This is a genomic window from Sutterella massiliensis (genome assembly GCF_016899755.1).
In the GTDB taxonomy this organism is placed as follows: domain Bacteria; phylum Pseudomonadota; class Gammaproteobacteria; order Burkholderiales; family Burkholderiaceae_F; genus Sutterella; species Sutterella massiliensis.
Map to the genome: position 1 here is coordinate 128546 of NZ_JACJJC010000004.1, position 26204 is coordinate 154749.

At 60.4% G+C, this 26204-nt stretch carries 17 protein-coding genes; 7 read left to right on the forward strand and 10 right to left on the reverse strand.

The window, feature by feature from the left end:
* The first annotated feature begins 3 nt into the window (after window positions 1-3).
* From H6A60_RS04045 to H6A60_RS04055, 3 genes are read left to right on the forward strand one after another with little or no spacing between them, the layout of a single operon-like run.
* A complete protein-coding gene (locus H6A60_RS04045; RefSeq protein ID WP_205102130.1) occupies window positions 4-1437 on the forward strand; it encodes a nitrogenase component 1 in 1434 nt (477 codons plus the stop codon).
* A gap of 12 nt (window positions 1438-1449) precedes the next feature.
* On the forward strand, window positions 1450-2766 hold the full coding sequence (locus tag H6A60_RS04050; RefSeq protein WP_205102131.1) for a nitrogenase component 1: 1317 nt from the start codon (window positions 1450-1452) through the stop codon (window positions 2764-2766).
* A gap of 60 nt (window positions 2767-2826) precedes the next feature.
* Window positions 2827-4002: an ABC transporter substrate-binding protein gene (locus tag H6A60_RS04055; RefSeq protein ID WP_239477568.1), complete on the forward strand. Its 1176-nt coding sequence runs from the start codon at window positions 2827-2829 to the stop codon at window positions 4000-4002.
* 250 nt (window positions 4003-4252) lie between these two features.
* Here the strand turns inward: H6A60_RS04055 and H6A60_RS04060 are convergent, their stop codons facing one another.
* Complete coding sequence (locus tag H6A60_RS04060; RefSeq protein ID WP_205102132.1) at window positions 4253-5824, reverse strand: FAD-dependent oxidoreductase; 1572 nt, start codon at window positions 5822-5824, stop codon at window positions 4253-4255.
* 349 nt (window positions 5825-6173) lie between these two features.
* Entirely contained in the window at window positions 6174-8429 is a 2256-nt protein-coding gene (locus H6A60_RS04065; RefSeq protein WP_205102133.1) for an inorganic phosphate transporter, read from the reverse strand.
* 552 nt (window positions 8430-8981) lie between these two features.
* Here H6A60_RS04065 and H6A60_RS04070 point away from each other — a divergent pair.
* From H6A60_RS04070 to H6A60_RS04080, 3 genes are all read left to right on the forward strand, one after another.
* Entirely contained in the window at window positions 8982-9656 is a 675-nt protein-coding gene (locus H6A60_RS04070) for a nucleoside recognition domain-containing protein (RefSeq protein WP_205102134.1), read from the forward strand.
* Window positions 9649-10119 (forward strand): YjiG family protein, encoded by a 471-nt coding sequence (locus H6A60_RS04075; protein WP_205102135.1) that lies wholly within the window; start codon window positions 9649-9651, stop codon window positions 10117-10119. The genes H6A60_RS04070 and H6A60_RS04075 overlap by 8 nt, the downstream gene beginning before the upstream one ends.
* Before the next feature lie 376 nt (window positions 10120-10495).
* Entirely contained in the window at window positions 10496-11392 is an 897-nt protein-coding gene (locus tag H6A60_RS04080; RefSeq protein ID WP_205102136.1) for a DMT family transporter, read from the forward strand.
* A gap of 295 nt (window positions 11393-11687) precedes the next feature.
* Here H6A60_RS04080 and H6A60_RS04085 read toward each other — a convergent pair whose 3' ends face one another.
* Window positions 11688-12584 (reverse strand): universal stress protein, encoded by an 897-nt coding sequence (locus H6A60_RS04085; protein ID WP_205102137.1) that lies wholly within the window; start codon window positions 12582-12584, stop codon window positions 11688-11690.
* Window positions 12585-12689: 105 nt separating this feature from the next.
* Complete coding sequence (locus H6A60_RS04090; protein WP_205102138.1) at window positions 12690-13583, reverse strand: universal stress protein; 894 nt, start codon at window positions 13581-13583, stop codon at window positions 12690-12692.
* Window positions 13584-13984: 401 nt separating this feature from the next.
* Here H6A60_RS04090 and H6A60_RS04095 point away from each other — a divergent pair, with 401 nt between their 5' ends.
* Window positions 13985-15193 carry an MFS transporter gene (locus tag H6A60_RS04095; RefSeq protein ID WP_205102139.1) on the forward strand — a complete coding sequence of 403 codons (1209 nt, stop codon included), beginning with the start codon at window positions 13985-13987 and terminating at the stop codon, window positions 15191-15193.
* Window positions 15194-15351: 158 nt separating this feature from the next.
* Here H6A60_RS04095 and H6A60_RS04100 read toward each other — a convergent pair whose 3' ends face one another.
* The 6 genes from H6A60_RS04100 to H6A60_RS04125 all read right to left on the reverse strand — a co-directional run bounded on the left by H6A60_RS04100 (window position 15352) and on the right by H6A60_RS04125 (window position 25793).
* Entirely contained in the window at window positions 15352-15924 is a 573-nt protein-coding gene (locus H6A60_RS04100) for a DMSO/selenate family reductase complex B subunit (RefSeq protein WP_205102140.1), read from the reverse strand.
* Between the two features lie 26 nt (window positions 15925-15950).
* Window positions 15951-18359 (reverse strand): DMSO/selenate family reductase complex A subunit, encoded by a 2409-nt coding sequence (locus tag H6A60_RS04105; RefSeq protein ID WP_205102141.1) that lies wholly within the window; start codon window positions 18357-18359, stop codon window positions 15951-15953.
* Between the two features lie 445 nt (window positions 18360-18804).
* Window positions 18805-20598, reverse strand: coding sequence for an FAD-dependent oxidoreductase (locus tag H6A60_RS04110; protein ID WP_205102142.1), 1794 nt, complete (start codon window positions 20596-20598; stop codon window positions 18805-18807).
* A gap of 171 nt (window positions 20599-20769) precedes the next feature.
* On the reverse strand, window positions 20770-22389 hold the full coding sequence (locus H6A60_RS04115) for an FAD-dependent oxidoreductase (protein ID WP_205102143.1): 1620 nt from the start codon (window positions 22387-22389) through the stop codon (window positions 20770-20772).
* Window positions 22386-23231: a response regulator transcription factor gene (locus tag H6A60_RS04120; RefSeq protein WP_239477569.1), complete on the reverse strand. Its 846-nt coding sequence runs from the start codon at window positions 23229-23231 to the stop codon at window positions 22386-22388. Before H6A60_RS04120 ends, H6A60_RS04115 begins: the two co-directional genes overlap by 4 nt.
* Window positions 23232-23381: 150 nt before the next feature.
* Entirely contained in the window at window positions 23382-25793 is a 2412-nt protein-coding gene (locus H6A60_RS04125; RefSeq protein WP_205102144.1) for an AAA family ATPase, read from the reverse strand.
* Between the last annotated feature and the right edge of the window lie 411 nt (window positions 25794-26204).

Here is a 26204-nt window from a genome sequence, read left to right on the forward strand (position 1 = left end):
TCGATGTCCGTTCAAAGCGTTTTGCGCCCGCTCCATCCGTCCATTCGCCGCACGGATGCCGACGCCGCCTACAACCCGGCGCTGCCGCTCACGACGGTGACGATGGGCGAAGCCGCCTGGCCCAAGCCTTTTTCGCTCGGGATCGAGTATTCGCCCCCGGCGCGCGGTCCCTGGACGATCGTGCACGTCGGAATGCTGATGCCCGAGATGCACGAAATTTTCGTCTGCGCGCAGGCGTGCCTGCGCGGCGTCGTGCTTTCGGCCGCGGAAATGAATGTGCAGGACCGTTTTTCGACGATCACGGTCACCGAAGAACACTTCCGCGACGGACGTCTTGAAGAGACGATGATCGAGGGGGCGACCGAGATTCTGAAGACGCTCCCGAAACTCCCCAAGGCCGTGCTGCTCTATACGAGCTGCGTGCACCACTTTACGGGGGCGGACGTCGAATGGGCGATGAAGGTGCTTGCGGATCGCTTCCCCGAAGTGACCTTCATCGACGCCTACATGACGCCCACCTTCCGCAAGAGCGAAATGCCGCCCGACAACAAAATGCGCATGCAGCTCTACGCAGGGTTGCGCAAGCTCGATGCGCCCAAAGGCGGGCTTCTGCTCGCGGGCGCACTCGAGCCTTTCGGCGCCGAAAGTTTCTTCTCGAAAATCGCAGCGCGGGCGGGCGTGCCTTTTTACGAATTGGCCGGACTCGAACGTTGGGACGATTACCTCGCGATGGCGAATGCGCGCGTAGCGGTCACGATCAACCCGGCTGCGAAACAGGCGGGCGAACTCCTTGAAGAGCGCTGCGGGATGCAGCACCTTCGGTTGGTTCTCAGCTACGACGAAGCCGAAATCGACCGCGAAAACGCACGATTGGCCGTTGCGCTCGGGCTCGATCCGACGGACGCGGACTATCTCTCAGCCGCCGAGGTTGAGAAGCGCGCGGCGCGCGAAGCGCTCGCCGAAGCCGCTCGGGTTTTGGGCGAGCGTCCCGTTGCGATCTGCCAGAGCGCGACGACGCGCCCCTTGGGGCTTGCGCGCCGCCTTCTCGACGCGGGCATTCGCGTGACGGACATCTTTGCCGACGGGTTCCTTCCCGCCGACCGTGCGGACTTCTATGCGCTCAAGGCCTCGCACCCGGCGCTCGCCGTTCACCCGATCACGACCCCTGAAATGCGCTTTGCGCCGCGCGACGCGCAGATGCGCCCCGAGCGTGAAGGACTTGTTGCGATCGGGCAGAAAGCGGCGTGGTTCACGGGCGCGAAACACATGGTGAATCTGATCGAAGGCGGTCCGCTTTGGGGACATTCGGGCGTCGCAGCGCTTGCGACGCGCCTCGTCCGAGCGGCTGAACATGAGGCCGACGTCGCTGCGGTCATCCGCATCAAGGGCTACGGGTGCCTCGGCGGCACGTGCGAATCCGAGGCCGGCTGGATCTGAAGGGGGGCGACGGTGAAGGAAGAGAGACAAGAATCGGCAGGGCGTCTGCCCCTCGATTACACGCAGGTCACGATGACGACCTACACGTCCGACGTTTCGGGTGTGGCGAGCGCGCTCTACGAATTGGGCGGCATGACCGTCATTCACGACGCCTCGGGGTGCAATTCGACCTATTCGACGCACGACGAGCCGCGCTGGGAAACGATGAATTCGGCGGTCTACGTGTCGGCTTTGAACGAAATGGATGCGGTGCTCGGCAACGAATCGATTTTGGCCGAGAACCTCGTCGACGCGGCCGAGCGGCTGCAGCCCGCCTTCGGCGTGCTTGCGGGCACGATTATTCCGATGATGACGGGGTCGGACTTAAAAGGAATTGCGAGCGAGGTCGAAGATCGTACGGGGGTGCCTTTCTTCGCGCTCTCGACGAACGGCATGCGCGCGTATTCGATCGGCGCGGCGCAGGGCTGGATCGAACTCGCGCGCCGCTTCGTGAAGCCCGCTCGAGCGGTGGATCCGCTTGCAGTCAACATCCTTGGGGCGACGCCCCTCGACTTTTCGATCTGCGGCGAAATCGAACGTATTCGCTCGCTGCTCGCGGCAGCAGGCATCCACATCAACGCCTGCTGGGCGATGGGCTCGAATTTGGCCGAACTCTCGCGTACGCGCGAAGCGGCGTTGAATCTTGTTGTCTCCTCGGCCGGACTGCCGCTTGCGCAGGTCTTTGCGCGGCATTTCGGGATGCCGTTCTTTGGCGGTCTGCCCGTGGGAGAAGCGGGTGCCCAAGCGTGGGTAAAGCGCGTTCTCGCAGAGCTCGACGCACTCGCGGGTTCGACCGAAAGCGAGAACGAACAGAAGGACCGCCCCGAGGGCATCCTCGATCTCGCGGGTATCGTCGGACGGGCGCCCGAAGCGATCGACCCCGCGCTCGCGCTTGAAGCCGACGTCATCGTCGTGCACGAGCCGCTGCGCGCGGCGGAGATTGCGCTCGCGATCGAACGCGATTTGGGCCTCAAGGCGCTTGCCGCGAGTGCGCTGCCGGCGCTCGGCGTCGGCGACGGCCGTCGCGGTGTTCGCGTGCTCCCAGAGCTCGCCGAATCGGACTTCGACGCCATTTTCCGTTCGGCTGCGGCAAGCGGCAGACGGACGGTGCTTTTGGCCGATCCGCTCTTTTTTGCGGGGGCGAAGCGCGCCGGACTCGCGCGCACGGTGCCTCTACCGCACGAAGCCGCCTCCGGGCGCATCTGGCGGCAGGAAACGCCCGATATCTTCGAGCCCGACGGATGGCGCAGCGTGTGCGAGGCGATCGTGCGGGCGCGCGCCGAGGTCTAAGTGCCGGTCAACTGAAATACGGGAACATCAAAACCAACGCATAGGCAAAAGGACATTCCGATGTCGAACAGCATGAATTCAATGGGCCGCCGGGCAGTGCTCGGTCTCTTCGGCGCCGCGGGCGCCATTGGCGTTTCGCCGCTTTTTTCGCAGGCGGCTTACGCCACGGCAACGGACGTCAAGGCGGCCACGCGCATCGTCGTTGACGACAACGGCGACAAGGTGGAAGTGCCCGAGAAAATCGAGCGCATTGTCGTCACGAACATTCTGCCGCTTGCTTCGGCCGTAGCTGTTTATCTGAATGACGGCTCGAAGATCGTCGGCATGCATCCGGCGAGTTATTCCGCTGCGAAAAACGGCCTTTTGGGCGAACTCTATCCGGAAGTTCTCAAGGCCGATACGGGCTTTATCCAGGGCGCGAACCTCAATATCGAGGCGCTTATGGCGTTGAAGCCCGACGTAGTGCTTGTGAACGCGCCTGACCGCCGCATGATCGACATGATTCGCGGTGCGGGTCTGACCGCATTCGGGATCAGTCCTTCGAAGTGGCACTACGACGTCATCGAAACGCACAATCAGTGGATGCGCTCGCTTGCCGAACTCTTCCCCGAAGTCAAGGGCAAGGGCGAAGCGATTGAAGCAAAGTCGCTTGAAATCGCGAAGCTCGTGGCCGACCGCACGAAGGACCTGAAGCGCGAAGAGCGCGCCCGCATCCTCTTTGTCTTCCGCTACGACGCGAAGTCGCTCGTCACCTCGGGCAAGAACTTTTTCGGCCAGTATTGGTGCGATGCCGTGGGCGGCATCAATGTTGCCGAAGGGATCACCGCCGACAACGCCAACGCCGTGATCGGCATGGAAGAGGTTTACGGGTACGACCCCGACGTGATTTTCATCACGAATTTCACGGCGGCTGTTCCAGAAGATATCTACAAGAACAAAGTGGGCGGCGACGACTGGTCGCCCGTGAAGGCCGTTCGCGAAAAGCGCGTCTTCAAGATGCCGCTCGGGATCTACCGCAGCTACACGCCTTCGGCCGATACGCCGCTCACGCTTCTTTGGATGGCCAAGCGCGTCTATCCCGAGCGCTTCAAGGACATCGATCTTGAAGCGTACGTGAAGGACTACTACCGAACGGTCTTCGGCGTTGAGCTTACGAGTCGCCAAGTCGAGCACATGTTTGCGCCCGATGCGGCCGCAAGCCGCGGTGCGACGGGGAAGACGCGAATGAATCAATAAGCCCGCGCTTTCCGTGTGAAAAAAGAAGTCCGCAGCTTTCGGAAGAGAGTGCGGACTTCTTCGCCAAAGAGCAGCAGAGTTTTTGCTGCAAAAATCGGCTTTCTATCATTCGATTGATGCTATCAGGCGATTTGATCGAATTTGACAGAAAGAATGATAGAAAGAACGTGGTGGTGTGCCGACCGACCGCGAGGGAGCGCTTCGTATTTCTTGGCGTTCAATTGGCAGTCGGTCGTACAAGTGCCGACGATTACTTCCCGGCTTCGAGCATCTTGATGGCGTGTTCGGCCGCCACACGGCCCGAGGTCATCGCGAACGACGAGGCCGAGCCTTCGCAGCGCAAGTCATAGGTCGAGTCGAAGAGACCGCCGATGTCCTGACCGACGACATAGAGCCCCGGAATGACGTCGCCCTGCGGCGTACGCGCTTCGAAGTTGGGCGTCACCTTGACGCCGCCCAGCGTGAGGAAGAAGCAGCGAATGGCCTTGAGCGCGTAGTACGGGCCCTTCTGCAAGTCGAACTTCACGAGGTGCTCGGGCAGGCGCCCGAATTCCGGATCGTGCTTGTCTTCGGCGTACTTGTTGACGCGCTTCATCGTGTCGACGAGATTTTCGGGCGGCATGCCGAGCTGCTGCGCGAGCTCTTCGACCGTGTCGGCCTTGAAGGCCCAGCCGCGCTGCATGCCGATTTCCCAGGTCTTCGGGAGCGCCTTGAGGGGCACGCCCGCGAGCACGATGGCGTTGAAGGGCAGCACCGCGCCTTCGTTCACCATCTTGTCCATCATGTGCTGGTCGAAGATCGTGTAGGAAACGCCGCCCGCGGTCGTCATGGCGTTGTAGACGTCAACGAAGACCGACCCACGCGATTCGTTGAAGAAGCGCTTGCCGGTGTGGTCGACCCAGAGCCAGGGCTGCGCGAGGGCGCAGCGGCCCTGCTTCAATTCATCGGGACCGGAGAACTGATTGATCGGCGGCACGTCGGGGAGATACGGGGCGTTGCCCGCGACTGTGTGCATGCCCGTGACGCCGGCACCGACAAGGCGCGCCATGTTGATGCCGTCGCCCGTGCGCCCGTCGACGACCGGACCGCGCAGCCATATCGGTTCGATCATGCCGAGGTCGGACGAGTCGAAGACGTACTGCGCGAGCATTTCCTTGTTCGCCGCAAAGCCGCCCGTGGCGATGATCACCTTCTTGGCGTGGATGATGAACTTGTCGCCGTTCTTCGCGGTCGCCTCAACACCCGCAACGCGACCGGCTTCCATGATGAGTTTCTGGGCGCTCGTTTCCGTATGAATCACGCCGCCCTTGGCTTTCACCTGTTCGACAAACTTCTGAATGACCGCGGCGCACCCGCCCTTAAAAAGGTGCCAAGTCTGGAGCGACTCTTCCTTCGGATAAACCGTGCGAATACCGCGCAGTTCGATGCCGAGGTCGAGCACGTCGTCAATGGTGCGGCTCGATTCTTCAATGAGAACGCGCAGAATCGCCGGGTCGGCACGGAAGTGGTGATACTGAAGCGCCGCGTCGAGCACTTCCTGCACGGTCGTCTTGATGCCGTGCTCCTTCGTGTAGCGCGTGTTGACGCCGAGCGACCCTTCGGGGAAGAGGCCCGCGCCGCCCAGGAACTGGAGTTTTTCCAGAACGATGGGCTTCACGCCCTTGCGAACGGCCGCGTAAGCGGCGCAGAGACCGGCGAGGCCGCCGCCCACGATCACGAGATCGGTCTTTTCTTCCTTCACGGCGGCCATGACGGCCGGTGCGGCAGCGGCGGTGGCGACGGCTGCGGCGGAACCGAGAAGCTGACGGCGATTGAGTTTCATGGTTTTGTCTCCTTTCGATAGTCCTTGCGAGGCAGCTGCGGGACGCGGTCGATAAGAGGAGGCCTTTGCGTAAACCCGCTGCGGCACACCGCACAACTATTGTGTCTTCAAGCGCTTCTTAGGCGCTTTGATCTGTCGCATGTGTCTTACGGTTCGCCGATCGGTGTTTTTCTCGACTGGAAATTCAACCTGTTTTCAGTTGCAAAAGGCGTTGGCCAGTATGGTGTTGGACGATAGGATGGCAAACGAAAAGCCAATCGGCGCCGGTATTGATCCGACGCCGATTGGCTCCAATGCTTGATTCGTCAAGGCTTGCGAGATTGCGCTTCGAAAGCCTCGATCAGCTTCATCAGCTCGAAGCGGCGCCCGCCTGCTTCTTAGCGCGGTCCGCATCTGCCTGGTAGAGGCCTTCTTCGCGCTGCTCTTCAAGGCCGGCCAAGAGGAACTTCACCATCGAGAAGCGGTTGAGCATTTCACGCGTGAAGATGAGCTTGCCCAAGAAAAGCTCGGATTTGCGAAGCGAGATCTTTTCCTGCGAGAACTGCGCAAGGTATTCGTTCTGTGCTTCGTCGATGAGCTCGTGCACGCGACGGCATTCGTCGGGCTTCATTGTCGGATCCATCGTACGCAGGAGGTGAGCGAGCTTGCCGAGGTTCGCGGCCATGCTGCCCGTCATTGCCGAATGGCTGTTGGCAACATAGTTTTCCGAGACGCCGATCTGGTCGCGTAGCTCGTGCGCGACTTCCTTCATGTTCGTGCAGGCACGATAGTAGAAGTTGCGCGCGTCGCGATCGGCCTTGGGCGCGTTGGCGTTCGTCGACATGGTGTAGTACTCGCCGCGCTGCTCTGTTGCCTTGTCAAAGAGTTTGACTGCGTCGCTCTTCAAGCGGCGAAGCGAGTGAACATCCTGATTGAGAAGCCCCTCAATGCCGCCAGAAGCGATGTTGAGAGTTTCGCGAACGTTGTCTCGAACTGCGGCTTCAAGCTTCGTGAAGATGGCGTCGCGGTTGCCTTCGGAAATTTCGCGCCCATCGTCCAGATCAAGCCCTTCTTCCTTCGTGAAGAAGTTGGACTTCACGAGAAGTGCACAGGCCACTACCATGCCGGCAATCATGAGCCACGTGCCGCCCCAGAGGAAGAGAATCGTGACGATGCCGCAAGCCGTCGCAGCGGAGAAGGCCGTGAGGAACCAGCCCGAGATGACAGTAAGCACGCCGGAAACACGGTAGACGGCACTCTCACGATCCCACGCACCGTCGGCCAGAGAAGAACCCATGGCGACCATGAAGGTCACGTACGTGGTCGAGAGCGGGAGCTTCAAGCTCGTTGCCGATGCGATGAGGGCGGCGGCGAGAACGAGGTTCACGGTTGCGCGAATTTCGTCGAAGGGAAGCTCAATTTCTCCGGGCTTGTACTGGCGAGGCACGTAGCGGCTGCCGAGCCCGCGCAGGAGCGAGGCGGGCAGGAACTGCTGAATCATGTTGCTCGCGTGAAGCGTCGTTCTCACAAGAACACGGGCCGGCAGCGACGAGCCGAACTGTTCTTTGCCGCCGCGGGAAGACGACGACAGCTTGACAGACGTGATGATCACGCGGCGCGCCTTCTTCGAGATCCAGAGCGTTCCGACCATGACGACGCCCGAGAGCAGAAGCCACATGGAACTCGCCGTGGTCGGTTCGGCGAGCTGGCCCATCATGAAGCTTGACGGGTCGGCACCTTCGGCGGCACTGAAGATGTGCCAGGCGTCAAGCGCAGCAAGCGGCACGCCCACGAAATTGACAAGGTCGTTGCCTGCGAAGGCGAATGCGAGCGAGAAGGTGCCTGCAAGAATGACAAAGGGGAAGATGTTTGCGTTCTTGAGAAGAATCGCTCCCTGCATGAGCAGGAACGAAATGCCGAAGACCGCGAGCAGAATCGGGTCATTGTTCGTTTTCAGCCACTCAAGCATTTCGGGCGTCATGAAGGAAGCCCCCTTGGCGCCCTTCATCACGAGGAAGTAGACGATCGCCGTCATGCAGAGTGCACCGAAAAGGCCGCCGAGAATGCGGTAGGCGCGTGCGTAGTTGAACGTGAAGAGAAGACGCATCACGAACTGCACGACAAGACCTGCGACGAATGCGACAACGACCGAGACGAGAATCGCCATGATCATCGAAAGGGCCTTGGCCGAATTCACGTAGAGGGCGAGATCCGTAATCGGCAGTTCGTTCGTCCACACTTTGAGGCAGGCAAGCGCCATCGTGCCGCCCAAGAGTTCAAAAACGATCGAAACGGTGGTGGAGGTGGGCAGACCGAGTGAATTGAAGACGTTCAAAAGCAGAACGTCTGTCACCATCACGGCCGAGAAAATGATGAGTACTTCGGTGAAGGTGAACTGTGAGGGAACGAGAACGCCCGACTTGGCGATTTCCATCATCCCCGAAGAGAAGGTGGCGCCCGCGAGCACGCCCGCGCTCGCAACAGCCATGATGACGTAGAAAGGTGCGGTACGGGAACCCACCGCGGAGTTGACGAAATTGACGGCGTCGTTGCTGACGCCAACATAAAGGTCGAACACGGCAAGGAGGCCGAGCAGACCCAGGCAGGTGATGATTAGCGGATCCATATTGACTTCAACTTCGTACGGCCGAGGGTGCACCGCACTGTCGTGGAGGATTGGCGCATACTATTTTCGAAAAGTAACAGACGAGTTACGGCTTTATGACAATTCGATGACAAACTTTGAAAATAAAACGGAATAGATGTTTTCGGGAAGAGCGTTTTCCTGAAAGATAAATGCGGATGTCTTCTGTAATCCGCGGATAGTCGAACGATAGCTACCGAAGGTCAATATGAACGCCGTGTGTGCATCGCCTCGGAAAAGGGCCTTGTATACGGGCAAGCACGGCCACAGTACCGTCAACCTCCAATTGCCCGTCGCAATCAAAATCAACATGCAGAAGCTGATTTGTCGGCTATTTGTCGATAAATTGGGTATTTAGTCTAGTTTTGTATACGGTAAACAATGTAGAACCCGTTAAGGTTTATCCCTTAGTTTTTGCCGAAAGACGCAACATTGCGTCGATTGAAAGGGTCTCGCGTTTTTTGAGCCGCCTCATGTGCTGCATAGTGAATTCGGATTTTTTCCCATCCCTCTCACTCTCAACGGAGAAACACTATGGCAGACAACATTGTGTCGTCGTCCGCCTCGGAAAAGACCGAAAAAGTCGGCATCGGGGCCTACGTCGCACTCATTTTTGCGGTCATTCTCTTCTCGGGCGTTTTCTACAAAATGCCCGAAGGTCAGAAGTGGCTCGGCGCTCTGGACTTTACGACGCTTATCGGCTCGTTCGGCACCATCGCCGATTCAAAAAACAACTTTACGGGCTCGGGCGGCATAAGTGCGCGAGCGGGTTTTCTTTTTTCGCTCAATCTGATCCCGGGCGTCATGCTCGCCATGGGATTGATTGAAGTCCTCGCTCATTACGGGGCGCTTCGTGCAGCACAGGTGCTGCTTACGCCCCTCTTGAAGCCCCTTCTCGGCGTACCGGGGTACTGCGGACTTGCACTCATTACGGACCTTCAGAGTACGGACGGCGGCGCCGCGCTTACCCGAGCCCTTTACGATGAAGGTCGCATCACGACGAAGAATCTCGTCACGATCGCGGCTTGGCAGTACGCGGGCGCAGGGTGTGTAAGCAATTACTACTCGACGGTTTCGGCACTGTTCGCCTTTTTCCTGTGTCCTGTGTGGCTGCCTGTCATCGTGATACTTGTTCTTAAGTTTGCGGGCGGCGCACTGATTCGATTCGTTCTCAACACGCTTTACAAAAAGGATTTCGAAAATGCCTGAAACCGCCGTCTCTCACTCGAACAACCCGTTCGATATCTTCATCGTCGGCTTGAAAAAAGGACTCAACATCGGTCTATACAGTCTGCTGCCGAACGTTTTGATGGCCTTCGTGCTCACCTATATTCTCAAGCTCTTCGGTGTGCTCGACTTTTTGGGAGCCACCTGCGGAGGCGTTATGGGGGTATTCGGGCTTCCCGGGGAGGCCATCACGGTGCTTCTCGCCACCTGGCTGTCGTGCGGTGCCGGCGTCGGTGTTGCGGCTAGCCTGGCTTCTGGAAACATTTTGGGACCCACGGAACTCACGATTCTGTCACCTGCGTTGATCCTGATGGCCTCTCAGATTCAGTACATGGGTCGTCTGCTCGGCGTGGCAAACGTCCCCAAGCGCTACTGGCCCGTACTGATGCTCAACAGCGTCCTCATGGGATGCATCGGCATGCTTGTCATGCGCTTTTTCATCTGAAGACTGTAATCAGATTGCTTTCGGCTTGAGGGCCCAGCTTGTCTAAGGGTGAGTTTGGCAAGCGCCCTGCTGCCGACGCTTTTTTGAGATGGGCGACGGTGCATCGCGTCACAACGAGTTCCGATGCGATGCACCGCCCTCTCTTTTGCGGCCCGTCGCCGCCTTGCTTGGCGACTGCGGGCTGCTTTTTTTTGGGAGGAATAATACGCTTTCTTTCGACCGAAACCGTCGTATCGAACGGCAATGCACGTGAAGCGGCAAATTGGGACGACACCTGAAGAAAATGCCGAATAACTCGGCTCTCGGCTAAGATCCGTTATCGAGCGCCGCACGGGAATTTCAACGCCGCGGCGCGGCTGATGTCGGTATTCTTTTCATGGCTTCGCGCAACTATCTGCAAGGCATCCTGCTCGCTTGTGCGGCGGGCTTTTTCTGGGGCTCGATGGGCGTGGCGGCGCAGTACCTGCTGCAGCGCGCGTCCTTTGAAGTGTTCGACCTCGTCTCCATTCGACTCTTGGGCGCGGGGCTTTTGCTTCTTCTTTACGAAACGCTCGTTTCGAAGCGCTTCGATCTTAAGGCCGTCTTAAAGAAGCGCAACGCCATCGACATTCTGATTTACGGCCTCGGACTCGTCGCCGCGCAAGCGACTTTCTTCCTCTCGATCGAGAAGTCGAACGCCGCGACCGCTTCTCTCATGGTGACGACGGTGCCGCTCTTTGTGACTGCGTGGACCGCGTACGCCGAAAAGCGTGCGATCACGCGCCGCGAATGGCTGTCGCTTGCGATGGCGGCAATCGGCGTCGGCTGCATCGTGACAAAGGGGCGCTTGGATACCGTGGACTTTTCGACGGCAGGCGTCATCTGGGGGATTGTGTCGGCGGGCTTTGTTGCGTTCGGCACGATTCAGCCCAAGCGCGTCCTCAAGGAAATTCCCGTCGGCGTCCTCGTGGGCGCAGGCATGCTCGCGGGCGGTCTCCTGCTGATCGTTGCGTCGCCGCCCGACTTCGTGCGCATGCAATGGCGGCTCGATACGGCGGCCGTCTATTTCTATATTGCGGCTTTCGGCACCGTGGCGGCTTTCTGCTGCTACCTGCGAAGCCTCGCCTTCATTCCGGCACCAGTTGCATCGCTTTTGGCGTGCATCGAGCCGCTCTCGGCCGTGATTCTCGGCGTGCTTCTCATGGGGCTCACGCTCAATGCCGTCGAGCTCTTCGGGATTGCGGTGATCTTTGCGATGACGGTGATGCTCACCTGCTACGGTCGGCGCGGGTGATCCAAACCGGTTTCGTGACCAGGCGCTTGACTCGCGACTTGCGCTGCTGATTCTTTACGGGCGAGGTAATCGCACTCAAAAAACTTTAATAACGAGGCGTCTGAGAGCGTTCTTATTAAAGTAAACACTGAAAATCTTTAATAAGGCGGCGTTTTATTAAAGAAAAGTAGGTCGCGATAAAGAGGTAGTGTCGATACACGACAAAGCCGCATCATCGGGACTGACGATGCGGCTCAAAGTCGTCCATCATTTGCGCTGAACGCCCGAAGGCGTTTTCAGCACGCAAACGTAACCATCAGGGCTTGCGAATCACTAGGATCGGCTTTTCAGAGCGCGCTGCAAGGTGCATGGCGGTCGAGCCCATGACGGCCGCAGTGAAGTTGCCGTAGCCGTGCGAGCCCATCACGACAAGGTCGAGCGCTTCATTGGCGTATTCGGGGATGACTTCGCCGGCTTCGCCGTAGAGAAGCTTTGTGCCGATCTTGACGCCCGCCTTCTTGAAGCATTCGACGACCGGGGCGACCGCTTCTTCAAAGGCCTTGCGCTGACGCGCGTCGAGCTCTTCGCGCGTGACGACCGGGGTCATCGGGCTCATGGGATTGGGCGCGATAGGATCGGGCAGAGGTTCGGCGGCGTGAATGACTTCGAACGTCGCTTCGCGGCCGAAGAGCGAAAGGTGCTCGAGCACGAAGTTCGCGGCAGCTTCACCGTATTCGGAGCCGTCGACGCAGATCCCCACGCGCAGCTTGTCGGTCAAGGGCGGCGTCTTGTCGCGCAGAAGGAGCATCGGCACCTTGGTGTTGGCGAGGACTGAATTCGAAACGGAGCCGAGGAAGAGGCTCTTCATCGGATTGAGGCCGCGCTGGCCCATCACGATGAGGTCGGCTTCGGTTTCATTGGCTTCGGCGGCAATCGTGCGGCCCGTTTCACCGTAGAGCACCTTTTCGACGGCGTGAAGCTTGTCGAGGTCGACATCTTCGCGAAGCGCCTCGAAAACTTTGCGGCCTTCTTCCATGTAGTAAGTCTTCACCGACGTCATGTTGAAGAGCTCAATCACCTTCTCGGGCACCGAATACTGCACGTTCACGAGCTCGATTTCGGGGTTGTCGCCCAAAAGCGTTTCGCGGTGCGAGAGGAAGTTGACGACGTGGCGGCTGTGGCTGCTGTTGTCGACGGGGACGAGAATGCGCATGGTCAATTTCCTAATAAAGCGGTTGGTCAATGGCGCGAGTTTAGTAAGCAGATCTTTTCGGGGTGTTAAGCCCGGAGACGTCCCCCGGGCGTCTTCCGAGTCGCTTTACTTGCGCACGATCAGAATCGGCAGGTCGCAGGCCGAAGCGATCTTCATTGCGGTCGAACCGAGAACGGCGGCCGTGAAATTGCCGTAACCGTGCGAGCCCATGATAAGAAGGTCTGCGTTTTCCTTGGCCCAGTCGGTGAGTGCTTCGCCCGCGTCGCCTTCAAGGCGTACGGCGTCGGCGGCGATCCCTTCGGCCTTCAAAGCGGCAACGACGGGTTCGGTTGCTTCCTTAAAGAGCTTTTCCTGCTCCTTGGCGAAGATTTCGGGGCTGTCGACGGGGTTGGCGAAGTCCATTTCGCTCCCGACGACAATCGTGCGGAAGTCGGGCGCAACGTTGACGACCGAAACCTTCGGGTTGGAGCCGAAAATCGCATGATGCTCGGCGATGAATTTCGCACCGCGAAGCGCGTATTCGGACCCGTCCGAAGCAATCGCTACGCGCAGGTTGGCCTTGAGCACCGGAACGACGTCGCGAATGAGGAGCATCGGGCGCATCGTGTACTGAAGCGCCGAATTGGAGACGGAACCGAGGAAGAAGCTCTTGATCGGGGAGAGCCCGCGCGTGCCCATGACAACGAGGTCCGCGTCGAACGCTTCGGCTTCGCGCGCAATCGCGCGGCCGAAGTCGCCGTAGAGCACCTTTTTCTTGCAGTCGAGCCCTGCCGCCTCGAGTTCGGGCGCGAGCTTTTCGAAAATGGCCTGACCTTCGGCTTCGTAGACTTCCTTCACGGCTTCGAGCCCGAAGCGCTGCACAATCCCCTCAGGGATCGAATACTGCACGTTCAAAAGCTCAATGTCGGCCTTGTCACCCAGAAGCGACTGGCGGGAGCCCAAAAATTCGATGATGCGCTTGCTGGAAGCGCTGCCGTCGACCGGTACGAGAATGCGCATGAGATCCTCCTTCTCAATAGACGCGGCCGGAGCGAACCCGAGGCTTCAAGCACGCGGCGTCTTTTCATTTTGTCGAATGGCGCCCGAATGTGCGGTCTGCCGTTCGGTCCGGCTTTTTTCTTCTTGAGCTCGAAGCACGCGCCCCTCAGGCATCGGCGTTTCAAGAATGAAGCGCTTCCGGCGTCGGGGGCGCTCGCGCCGCGAGCTTCCTAAATCCATTATTGCAGAGCGATTCGGGTGAAGGCTTGACGGAGGATTGCATTCGACTTGAATTTGTCTCGGCGCGTGCGAGATAGTGATTTTCATTTAGACCAAGGAGCCTAACTGCGCCCATTCGATCCGGTTGCCGCCTCGGTAGAATGTGCGGCATTTCCGTTGTCAACAGTTTTTCCGGATCGATCATGCACCGCCGATCATTCGACCGCTTCAATTGGCAGGATGTACTTCGCGAAATTCCACCGTCGCACATCGCAACGCGCGTTTCGTTTTTTCTCGCCGGCTTTCTGATGGCGCTCTGGGCGTCGCTCGTGCCATTTGTTAAAAGCGCGTTGGGTCTGGATGAAGGTGCCTTCGGCGCTGTGCTTCTGTCGATCGGGTTCGGTGCGCTTGTGACGATGCCGCTCTCGGGTATTCTCATCGGCCGCTCGGGTGCGAAAAAAGTACTCGCGTTTGCCGTGCCCGTCGCGTCCTCGCTTCTTGTCGCCGCGGCGCTCGTGCCTGCTGCGCTGCCGAGCACCGCTGCCGTTGTCGTCATTCTCTTTTGCTTCGGCGCCTTTTTCGGCGCGATCGACGTCGGCATGAACATTCATTCGGTCGTTGTAGAGGCGAGAAGCGGCCGCAAACTGCTCTCGGGCTTTCACGCGCTCTATTCGATCGGAGGCGTTGCCGGCGCTGGCCTCATGACGCTGCTGCAGACGGCGGGACTGCCGGGCGTGGGCTCGGCCTGTGCGCTCAGCATGCTGTCGGCCGTCGTCTGGCTTTTTGCCGGGCGCGCGATGCTGCCCGACGCCGGACGCAACGCCGAGAGTGACGGTCACGGCGGTCCCAAGTTCGTGTTTCCGAAGGGCGTGGTCCTCTTTTTGGGCGCCGTCTGCTTCATTCTGTTCCTTGTCGAAGGCTCGATTCTTGACTGGGGTGCGCTCTTTCTCATGGATGAAAAGGGGGCGGCGCTTGAACACGCGGGCATGGGCTTTGCGATCTTTTCCGTTGCGATGACGGTGATGCGTTTTGTCGGCGACCGCGTCATCATGTCGATCGGTCCGAAGCGCACGGTGGTTTTCGGTGCAGCCGCAGCAGCTTTCGCTTTTGTTCTTGCCGTGCTTTCGCCCAACGCCTGGACGGCTGCCGCCGCATTCTTCCTCGTGGGGCTCGGCACGGCCAACATCGTGCCGATCGCATTCGCAGCAACGGGCGAACAAAAAGAGATGCCGATGAGCCTCGCGATGAGCGCGGCGACGACTTTGGGCTACGCTGGGCTCCTCACGGGGCCCGCTGCGATCGGGGTGCTCGCTGAAGCGACGTCGCTCTCGACCGCGTTTCTCAGCGAGGCGGTGCTTCTTGCGGCGGTTGCGGCCGCTGCTGCTTTAACGAGCGTTTTCAGAAAGTCGTAAAAGCCGATCCTTTCGATGCTCGAGACGTGAAAAAAGCACGCTGCAGGTTGCTGCAGCGTGCTTCAGGGCGTTTCGTCGAGCCTCTCGACGAAAGCCCCGTTTCTCAAACGCTCGCCGCCCATGCTTTCCCATGGACAGCGGGTGTTTAAAGGCGCCGATCAGTTCTTCGGCGGGCGAATGACGAGCGAGGGCTTCGTCTGATCGGCCGCCGGAAGCGGCGCGATCTGGGCGAGGTCGCCGTGCTTCTTGCGAAGCTCGTCGATCGGGCCGAATTCGAGCGCGCGCTGCGGGCAGGATTCGACGCAGATCGGCTGCAGGCCCTTTTCTAGGCGTTCGAGACAGCCGTTGCACTTCGTCATCTTGCGCGCCTTCTTGTCGAGCTGCGGGGCTTCGTACGGGCACGCCGCCGCGCACATGCCGCAGCCGATGCACTTCAACGGATCGATGACGACGAGGCCGTCTTCGCTGCGCTTGTAGTGGGCCTTCGTCGGGCACACCTTCACGCAGGCGGGGTCCGCGCAGTGGTTGCAAGCCATCGAAATGTAGTAGGCACGCACGTCCTGGTGCCAGGCACCCGTTGCGCGGTCCTGACGCCAGCTGCCCGACTGGGCTTCGAGGACCTTGCGGAAGTTGCGGCCGACTTCGAGGTCGTGCGCATCCTTGCAGGCAATCGTGCACGTGGCGCAGCCCGTGCATTTCGTGAGATCAATGAAGAAGCCGAGTTGCTTCATGGTGTTCTCCTTCAAGTTCGGGCCGATTACGCGCGGCGAATGTCAACGAGGTTCGAGTGCTGGGGGTTGCCCTTGGCAAGCGGGCTCGGATGCTGCGAGGTGAGCGTGTTGATGCACGCGCCCGCGTCAACCGTGCGGCCGTCCTTCGTTTCGGGCTTGAACCAGGCACCCTGCGGCAGGGCGCACACGCCCGGCATGATGCGCTTCGTGACGTGTACGGGCAGGCGGATCGCGCCGCGGTCGTTGAAGACTTCGACCATGTCGCCGTCGGCAAGACCGCGGGCCTTCGCGTCGAGTTCATTGAGCAGCAGACGGTCCGGATGCACTTCGCGCAGCTTGGGCAGATTGTGGAAGGTCGAATGCGTGCGGCCGTGGCCGTGGTAGCCGAAGCACTGCAGCGGATACTTCTTCGCGAGTTCCGTTTCGGGCATTTCGGCCGTGCGGACGAACTTCGGGATCGCGCTGATCACGTCGCCCTTCGGGAGCACCCAGGTGCGGGCGAGCTCGGCCAAGCGTTCCGAATAGATTTCGATCTTCCCCGACGGGGTCGAGAGCGGGTGCTTCTCAGGGTCCTTGCGGAAGTCTTCAAACATGATGGGCTGCCACTTCACGTCGAAGAGCTGGCGCGGGCCCTTGTTCCAGAAGGCTTCGAAGCTCGGGAGTTCGGGATTGGCCTTGCGCGTTTCTTCATAGCACCAGCGAATCCAGCCCATCTGGTCGCGGCCTTCCGTGTAGGCTTCTTCGACGCCGAGCGCGCGGGCGATGCCGAGGCAGATTTCCCACGAGGGCTTCTGTTCCCACTGCGGTTCGACCGCCTTATGCATCGGGTAGATGCAGGCGAGGTCGCCCATGCTGTCGCCGTTGCCGCAGATGTCGAAGGTTTCGGGTCCAAGCGTGTCCGGCAGCAGAATGTCGGCGTAGCGGGCCGAGGGCGTCATCATGTTGTCGCAGACAACGATGAATTCGCACTTCGTCGTGTCGCGCAGAATCTTGTCGGTCTTGAACGTGTCGGAGTGCTGGTTGATGAGCGTGTTGCCGCCCGAATTCACGATCATGCGGATGTGGTTCGAGAGCTTTTCGACACCGCGGATGCCGTCGTGCGTGGCATCCATTTCGGGGCCGCGCGTGATCGCGTCCGTCCAGAGGAAGACCGGGATCGTGGCCTTCACCTTGTTTTCGCCGACAGGAAGATACACCGGCTCCCAGTTCGTGCCGTCTTCTTCCATGCCGGTCGACGTGCCGGGGAGCCCCACCTGACCCGTGAGAATCGCAAGCATCGCGATGGCGCGGGCGGTCTGTTCGCCGTTGGCCTGGCGCTGCGGCCCGAGACCCTGCGCGATGAAGCAGGGCTTCGTCGTGCCGATTTCGCGCGCGAGCGCAACGATCGTTTCAACGGGGATCCCCGTGATGCGCGAGGCGTATTCGGGGGTCTTGGGCGTACCGTCGGCTTCGCCCAAGATATAGGACTTGTAGTCGCTCTTTTCGGGCGCGCCCTTCGGGAGCGTCTTTTCGTCGTAGCCGATGCAGTACTTCGCGAGGAACGCTTCGTCGACCCAGCCGTTGCGGATCAGTTCGTAAGCGATGCCTTCGACGAGTGCGGCGTCCGTGCCCGGGCGGATCGGGATCCACTGGTCGACCTTGCCCGCCACCGTGTCGGTGTAGATCGGGTCGATGACGATGGTCTTCGGGTGGCCCTTCTCAAGCGCGCAGCGGAACTGGTAGCCCTTGGAGCCCCCCGAGCCGCGGGTGACCGACGGGTTGTTGCCGAAGGCGACGTAGAGCTTGGCGTTGGCGATCTGCTCGACACCCGAAGCGACCTTCTTGCCGTAGGTATAGGGGAAAGCGGCCGAAATCTGCGCCGACGAGTACGAGCCGTAGTACTTCAAGTAGCCGCCCATGATGTTCATGAGGCGCTGCCAGGCGCGGCGGGAGTTGACGAGCGACTGCTGGCCCGAGCAGTACTGCCAGTAGACGGCGTCGGGGCCGTACTTTTCAAGGATCGCCTTCCAGCGCGTGGCGATTGTTTCGTAAGCTTCTTCCCAAGTGATGCGTTCGAATTTGGCTTCGCCGCGTTCGCCCACGCGCTTCATCGGGTATTTGAGACGGTCGGGCGAGTAGAGGCGCTCGCGCATCGAGCGGCCCTTCAGACAGGCGCGGATCTGGCGCGGCTTGCAGCCGTCCTTGATGGTGTTGTCCGTTTCGATGCGGATCACGCGGCCGTTCTTCGAATAGACGCGAAGCGGGCAGCGGTTGCCGCAGTTGATGACGCATGCGCCCCACGTGTAGTCGCCGTAGTCTTCAACGGCAGCGGCAACGGCACGCGAAATCGGCAGCGGCGCAAAGCCGAGCACAGCAAGGTTCGCGGCGCCGAGAAGGAGGGACCGGCGGCTCGTGCACGCGGTGCGCGCGAGCGGTTCGAAAACATGTTGAGGCATATGGGGGTCTCGCAATGTTGATGATTGTTGTTGGGACCGAAGGATCACAAGTCGAAACGGATCGAACGGATGGATCACTGCCGCGTCGCTCAGCGGACCGAGGGGGTCTCTCGATCGAGTGCGACCGGCACGGCGCTCCGGGGACGGCCCCGAGAGCATTCGGGAAGAAGAGAAGCGAATGGGAACACTGCAGTTGTTTGGTTGCGTTTCTCTCGGGTTTCTTCGGGGACAAAGGAGAGGCTGTCGGCGCGAAAGGCGCCTCGGAAAGAAGCGCGGGCTTCTCTTCTTCTCGAATGGTCTCGAGATGGTGTGAAGGGTTCGCGCCCGGCGCAGGCAGTGCCGCTCGCGCCGGGGTTCCTGAGAAAGCTTCAAAAGAAGACGGCGAAGTTTTCGCTCGGCCGTCGACTACCGAAAGGGATTCGCTGCCGACGGTCTTCGGGCGGCATTACTTCGCGTTCTTCACGGCGCTTTCGCCCGCGACGTAGCCCGAAACGATCGCCCAGGTGTTCATGAGCGTCGTCATCGAGTCGGCACCGTTGGCGCCGCCCACGACGCAGCCAGCGCCGTAGAGATTGCCGATGGGCTTGCCTTCCTTATTGAGGATCGCCATCGTGGCGTCGGCCTTGAGGCCGCCCAAGGTCGTCTGGTAACGGGCCTTCTGTTCGACGATGTGATAGGGGCCTTCGCCCAAAGCAACGAGGGCCTTACGGCCGAACGCCTTGTCTTCACCCGCAGCGACGGCCTTGTTCCAGTCGGCGACGGTCTGAACGAGCCCCTTCGGGTCGATGCCCATTTCCTTGGCGCAGACATCAAGTTCGCCTTCGCAGATCACCGGACGGCCGTTGTTGCGCAGCGACTTCCAGTTTTCAAAGGTCGAGGCGTCGGGCACGGTGTGGTCGTCGATGGCCTTCTTGACATAAGCCTTCCAGGCCTTGTCGTCCATGACGAGGTACATGATGTGGTTCTTCTGCGCGAGCGTTGCCTCGGTGAGTTCGCCGAGCGACAGATTTTCGTTCACGCAGCGCTTGCCGTCGGTATTGACGAAAATGGCGCTGCCGCGAACGGCAAAGGTCGAGGAGCCCGTCGTATCCATGGAGCGGCCCGGCTGGACTTCAACGCCGTTCGGGTAGGTCTTCACGTAGTCGAGGTTGATCGTGTCGGCGCCGATCGCGGTGGCCATCTTGAAGCCGTCACCCGTTTCGGTCGGGATGCCGTAAAAGAGCACGTCCTTCATGCGCGCCGGCAGCATCGTTTTGTCGGCGCCGTAGCCGCCCGCGGCGAGAACGAAGGACTTGGCGTCGAATTCATAGGGCTTGCCCTTGAGGCCCGTGGCCTTCACGCCCGTGACGGCACCCGAAGCGTCCGTGATGAATTCGCTCGCGCGCATGTCGGTCATGAGAACGCCGCCGTGCTTTTCGAAGATTTCGAGCATCGTCTTCTGCCAGCCGACGGAGTTGCCCTTGGCGGAGATCTGACGGTGCGCACTGTGGTCCGGGAACTGCACCCAGGCGGCGCCGTAGGCGACCTTGAGGTCGTCGATGAGCCAGTCGCCGACTTCGCCCGTGCGTTCACTCACCATCTTGGCGAGGACCGGGTCGTTGGCGTTCTTGCCTACGCGCAGCATGTCCTTATAAAGGAGCTCGGGCGAATCCTTCGTTTCCTTCATTTCTTCGCGCTGGTAGCGGGTGCCCGTCGCGGCGAGACCGCCGTGGTTCAGGGCCGAGACGCCGCCCGCAGCCGGACGCTTTTCGATGAGGACGACCTTCTGGCCTGCCATCGCGGCCTTCACGGCAGCCGTGATGCCGCCGTTGCCGGCGCCGATCACGAGGATGTCGGCCGCAACCTTTTCAACCGGGGCGTTGGCGGCGCTCGAAGCGTCGGGTTTCTTCATGTAGGGCGCCGGATCGATGCCGCCCGCCTTGAGCGCGGCGACGGCCGCAGCGAGGATCGCTTCGGAGGTGAGCGTTGCGCCGCCCACAACGTCAACGGCAAGCGACTGCTCGGCAACGGCAGCAGCGGGGATGCGTTCGAGCGCAGGGTCGGCGATGCCGGTCGATTCCTTGTGCTGGACAACCTTGAGGTCGGCAATCTTGCCGTCCTTCATCGTGACTTCGACCTTGACGGGGCCGTTGCGGCCCTGGGCTTCACCCGTGAGCACGCCGTCTGCGGCGGCGAGAGAGACAGAGCTGAAAAGCGCGGCAACGGAAAGCGCTGCGGCGCGAAGCGTGAAAGCCTTCATGAAAAATCTCCTTTGTGTGGTATGAGCGGGGTTCGACGCAGCGCCCCGAAGGGCGCGCGGGACCTCGCGCACGGTGGAGATTGTGATTTTTTGGGCGACGCGCCGCCTTATACCGACGGTTATGTAGGAAAAGGAATAACGACTTTTCTTATAGAAAACAATGAAATAATGTTAGCCAGCACGCAAAATCGAGTCCGCGGCGGCCCGGCCGAAGACGAAAGCGTCCGCGAGTCCGCACCCGCCCAATTGGTTGGGGCCGTGTAGGCCGCCGGCGGCTTCGCCCGCGGCCCAGAGGCCCGGGATCGGGCGGCCGTCCTTGTCGAGCGCGCAGGCGTTTTCATCGGTGAAAATGCCGCCGGAGGTCGCGTGCACGCTCATGGCGGCGGGTGCGAGCCAATAGGGTGAACGCACGATCGGGCGCGCCTGCGCGACGTGTTTGCCGAAAGCGTCGCGCCCGTCGGCAATCCCGCGGTTGTAGCGTTGCACGGTTTCTTCAAGTATGTCGGGCTCGAACCCCACGGCGCCCGCGAGCTCAGAAAGGGTTTCGGCTACCCACGCGTCGCCGCTTTCGACGCCCAAAACCGCCTCGCGCTGAATGAGACGGTTGTAGCTTCTGAAGCCGTCGTCGTCGACGAGCGCATAGGCCATGGCGTCTGGGAGCGCCAGAATCTTGTCGCGCAGCATATCGCGCCGACCGTCTTCGGCGGCGAAGCGCCGGCCGCAGCGGTCGAGAAAGATGAAGCGGTTGACGTCGTTATGAAAGCGAACGCGCCGCGTGCCGCCCGGAGGACACCCCGGCTGGCACTGCACTTCGTCCATGTCGACGAGCTGCGCTCCCGCGCGGGCGGCCGCAAGGAGCATCTCGCCCGTGATGCCCGGCGCGTTGTCGTGCGTGAGATCGGCGTAGCGGGGCGCAAAGCGCGCAATCATGTCGCGGCTCGCAGCAAAGCCGCCCGATGCGACGAGTACGCCGCGATTGGCGTGAATTTCGATCGTGCGGCCGTCCCGTGTGCGGGCGCGTACGCCGAGCACGCGCCCCTTGGGCGACGTGACGAGCGACTCGGCGGCCGTGTGCGTGCGGATGACGGCGCCCGTTCTCAGGGCCGCTGCGGCGAGCTGTCGGATGTAGCCCTCGCCGTTGGGCTGCAGCGGCTTATAGGTACGGGGAAAGAGCGACCCCGAAATCTCGAGAACGTCGTTGGAAAACCGCACGCCCAAGCCCTCGAGCCAGCGCATGACGGGCAGCGCGTCGTTCGCGAGCCGCCGCAGCCGCGCCCAGCGGACAGGGTCGAGCCCGGGGGAGGCGTTTTCGGCAAGGAGCGCGAGAAACTCTTCCGGGGAATCCGTGATGCCGGCTGCCCCTTGACGCAGCGGGTCGACCGCCGCATAGTAGCCGCTCGCGATTCGCGTATTGCCGCCCAACTCGGGCATCTTCTCGAGCAGAATGACCGTCATGCCGAGTTCGCCCGCGCGCGCCGCGGCGGCAAGTCCCGCGCCGCCCCCGCCCGCGATGACGAGGTCTGCGGTGCGAAGTCGGTCGTTTTTCACGGCCTGCTCGGCGATGCGCTCGGCAAGCATTTCGTCGTCAATGACGCCGCTTGGCGGGAACGCATCGTCGGCCGCCGTCTTTTCGGTTTCGGTGTCGTCCGCGCGATGACAGCCTGCGATAAGCCCGAGGGGGCCGCTTAAGAGAAGCCCTGCGGCCAAAGGGCGCGCTGCTTTCTCGAGAACCGTGCGGCGGCTCAGTCGGCCGAAGTCCTGCGAAAGACATTGAACCTCCAGGGGCGTCATCGGCCTGCCTCGTCCGGATCGGGCGGCAGGAGCGCCGCGCGAATGAGGGGCGCGTCATCGGCCGCCGCTTTCGCTGCGGCGTTTTCTATGCCGGCTTCATCAAGGCACGCCTTGATGTCGACCGCGCTTTTAGCGTCGAGCTTCTTGTAGATGCTCGAGCGGTGGATCTTTACGGCCTGCTCCGAAACGCCGAGTGCGTTGGCGATCGCTTTGTTGGGAAGGCCTTTGGCCGCTTCGCGGGCGACATCGAGCTCGCGGGGCGTGAGCGACTCGACGCGCTCGCGGGCGAGGCGTTTCTCGGCAGCCGCCTTGCGTTCGGACTCGTGCCAGGCGCAGAGCCGCCGGCAGCTTTCGGCAAGCTTTTCAACGCGCACGGGTTTTGTCAGAAAGTCTGCGGCGCCCCGTTTGACGGCGAGAAGCGCCATTTCGACGTCACCGTGTCCCGAAAGGAAAATGATCGGCTGGTCGAATCCTGCATCGGGCATCTTCGCTTGGCACTCAAGTCCGGTCATGCCGCCCATGCGAATGTCCATCACAACGCACCCGGGGCGCCGGCAATCGTCGTGCGAGAGGAAATCCTCAGCACTCTCGTAGCCCGCAGCGTCAAAACCGGCCATGCGAAGCGCAAAAAGGAGAGCGCCGCGCAGGTCTGCGTCGTCGTCAACAAGTCGTATGAGCGGTTGGAAGGGCATCGGCACGTAAAGAGAGGAAACGAAGCGGTGGACCGTGTGGGCGCGCGGCTGCGCACCTTCACGCAAGCAACCATTTTCGCACGAGGTCTGCGTTCTCGGCCAATGTCGGCCATGAACGCCGGCCGCAATCGTTCGGCTCGGGGCTTTCATAGAGCGCACTTTTTCGGCGGCCCGGATGCCGAAGTCCGTTGATCGGGAGAGCACAGAAAGAAAAAACAAATGCCCTTCCAGAAAAGGAATTGCACTGTATTACGAAATTGCTATCTTCTCCTTCGTGTCGCCTCGGGCGGAGCTCTGCGTTCAAAAGCCGATTTTCACTGCCGCGCCGCCCTTCAACTTCGATTCTTCAACAAGGCGCTTGACGAAGTCGCCGCTGCCGCGAAGCCTGCGGAAGGCTGCCTGACGGCGTACCGCTGCGAAGTCGCCGGGCGTGAGGTTGCGTCGACCTTTAAGCGCTGCGGCGTCTTCGGGAGCAAGCGAAAAGCCGAAGCCTTCGAGCACTTTTTGCGCCAATGCTTCGCACTGCGTTTCCTTCAGAAAATCGAACTTCGCCTTGAGGTCGAACCGTCGGAGTGATGCCGGGTCGAGCGTGTCGATCAGATTTGTCGTCGCAATGAAGTAGCCGTCGTAGCGCTCGAGCTGCGCGAGCATTTCATTTACCTGCGTCGTTTCCCAAGAGCGCTGAGAGTACCGGCGATCCAAAAGGAAGGAATCCGCTTCGTCGATCAAAAGCACCGCTTTGGCACGCTCGGCTTCGCGGAACGCTTCGGCAATGAGCTTCTCCGTTTCGCCGACGTAGCAGCTCGTAAGGTCGGCAACCGTTTTGCGAACCAAGGGGCGGTTGAGCACTTTTGCAACCCAGGCGGCGTACGCCGATTTGCCTGTTCCGGGCGGCCCGTAAAGGCAGAGTCGACCGCGGCCGGCCGACTTGAGGCCTTCTGCCAGCTCGGCCAGATCGAGATCGGCGTTCACGAAAGCCGGGTCGTAGAAGCCGGGCAGTGCCGCGCTTTTTTCGTTGATGCGCCCGAATCCTTGTGCACGAAGTGTTTCGCCGATCATGTCGACGACGTCGTTTTCGTTCAAGTCGCCATCTCTTAAACCCGCGAGGGATGCGACCGCTGCAGCGCGGCTCAATACGGCGGGCGCGAGGCGCTCGGTCTCGGCCAGTCGATTGACGGCCTCTGTCGAGAGATTTCCGCCGAAGACTTTTTCGACCATGCGTCGTCGGCATTCTGCATCGGGCGTCGGTACTTCGATAACCAAGTCAAAGCGCCGGATCATCGCAGGATCGATGTACTCGATCGAGTTGGTGATCCAAAAGGTCGGGACGGCATTGGTTTCAAGGAGTTTGTTGAACTCTCCTTTGTTCGAGCGAAAAACACCCGAGTCCGTGATCGTCTCGAGTTCCTCGTTGAATACGTCTTCGGCTTCGTCAATCGCAAGGAGCGCGTTTCTCGACGAGTTCAAAAAGACGGATGCGGATTTCCAGCGCTGCAGCCGAGGCGTGTCGTTTTCCGTCTTGTCGGTCGAAACCTCATAGAGCTTTAGGCCGAGCGCATCTGCTGCGGCGCGCGCGAGCTGGGTTTTGCCCGTACCGGGGAGTCCGTAGACGAGAACATTGGCTCCCCGGCGTTTTTCGGCGACCGCACGTCGAAGGTATGGAATCATGACTCGAGAAACACACGGCACGTGCGCATAATTCGCAAGCGATAGTTCTGCCGCAGGTGCGGGCACGATGCTCGCCGAAATGAGCGCTTCGACGGGAATGCGCTTGGAGCGAAGGCTTTTGAAGCGGTCGTTGTCGAGGAAGCTCAAGCGGCTCGTGAGCCATTTCCGATCCGTTTCCTTAATGGCGACGAGTCCCGATCGCATCAGCGTCGAGTCGGCGCGAAGGGCTGCTTTTATTTCTTCGGTACGGACGTCGAGTGCTGCCGCAATAACGTCGACGATAAGTTCGTTCGTATTTTCGGTGAAGTCAAAAAAATTGAGAACAGAACCGAAAAGATTCGTGTCGAAAGCGGTAACGAAAAAACAGAGGATGTTCTTCTCGAGCGTCGAAAGTCCGAATGTGGCGGCGATTTCGTCAAGGTTGCAGGCGAAGTACTCGGCAAGCGCCGGCTTGCCTGCTTTAAGTTCGGCTTCGAGTTTGGCGAGCGCGACGGAGAAGGTTTCGGGCTTTGTCCTGCCGAGCCATTTCTCGACGGTTCCGCCTCGGGAAATCTGCTTCCAAAGGTCGCCGAGGCGCGACGGCGTTTTGTTGCTGTCTTCGTTCGTGTCGAGCATGCAGCCGAGGTTCTCGATAGCGTCGGTCGTCTTTTCGACGAGAAGCGGGAAGCGCTTGTTTTCGGGCACCAAGACAAGCGATGCGTTCTGCGGGCCTGAAGTTGCCCGGATCTTGAAGTCTTCGAGTGCTTTGCCCGACTCGATGAGCGCTTCTGTTCCTTCGTCCGGATTTTCTGCAGTGTTCCGCAGTGAAAAGCGCCCGAGCGACAAGTCGCCCGTTTTAAGAAAGGCAGCGTTGCGATAGATGAGGGTAGCGAGATTGATTTCATCGCGCAGACGACGAAAGACGCCGTGCGCCATTATGTCGTCCGAATCGAAGCAGTCGCTCGTCGCAACCTCTTCCCAAAGATCGGCTTTTTCTATGAGGCGCAATGCCCAAAGGTCCGTGAGGCGCTGAGAGGGCGATTCTTTGCCAAACAATTTGCGCATGGGGAATCCTCAGTTTCTTTTTCTTGTTTTCTCAAGGAAAATTTATCTTTTTTAGCGTCAATAAAAGACGCATTATTTTGTCATTCACGTCATTAACCGACGCAATGAAACGCCCGGCAGGCGATCAATGTTTCGTATTGACCTCGGTGCGTGGATATGGGTCGATCGGTTCGGTGCCTGCTGCGTGTGCTGCAAGCACGCGTTCCGCCCGTGTAAAAGTCCTGCGGGGCGGTTCGTTTTCGAAAGTCCGACGGCAGAAGCGGTGAGGCGCGTTCGCCGTTCGACGCTCGGATGAAAAACGCGGGCGCACTGCCGAGAGTGTCAAAGGCGCTCGCGAACAAAAAAGGAAAAGATCGGAAAGAAAAGAGCGAACAGCTGAAAAGAGAAGGGCCCTCTGAGCTCGAGGGCGAT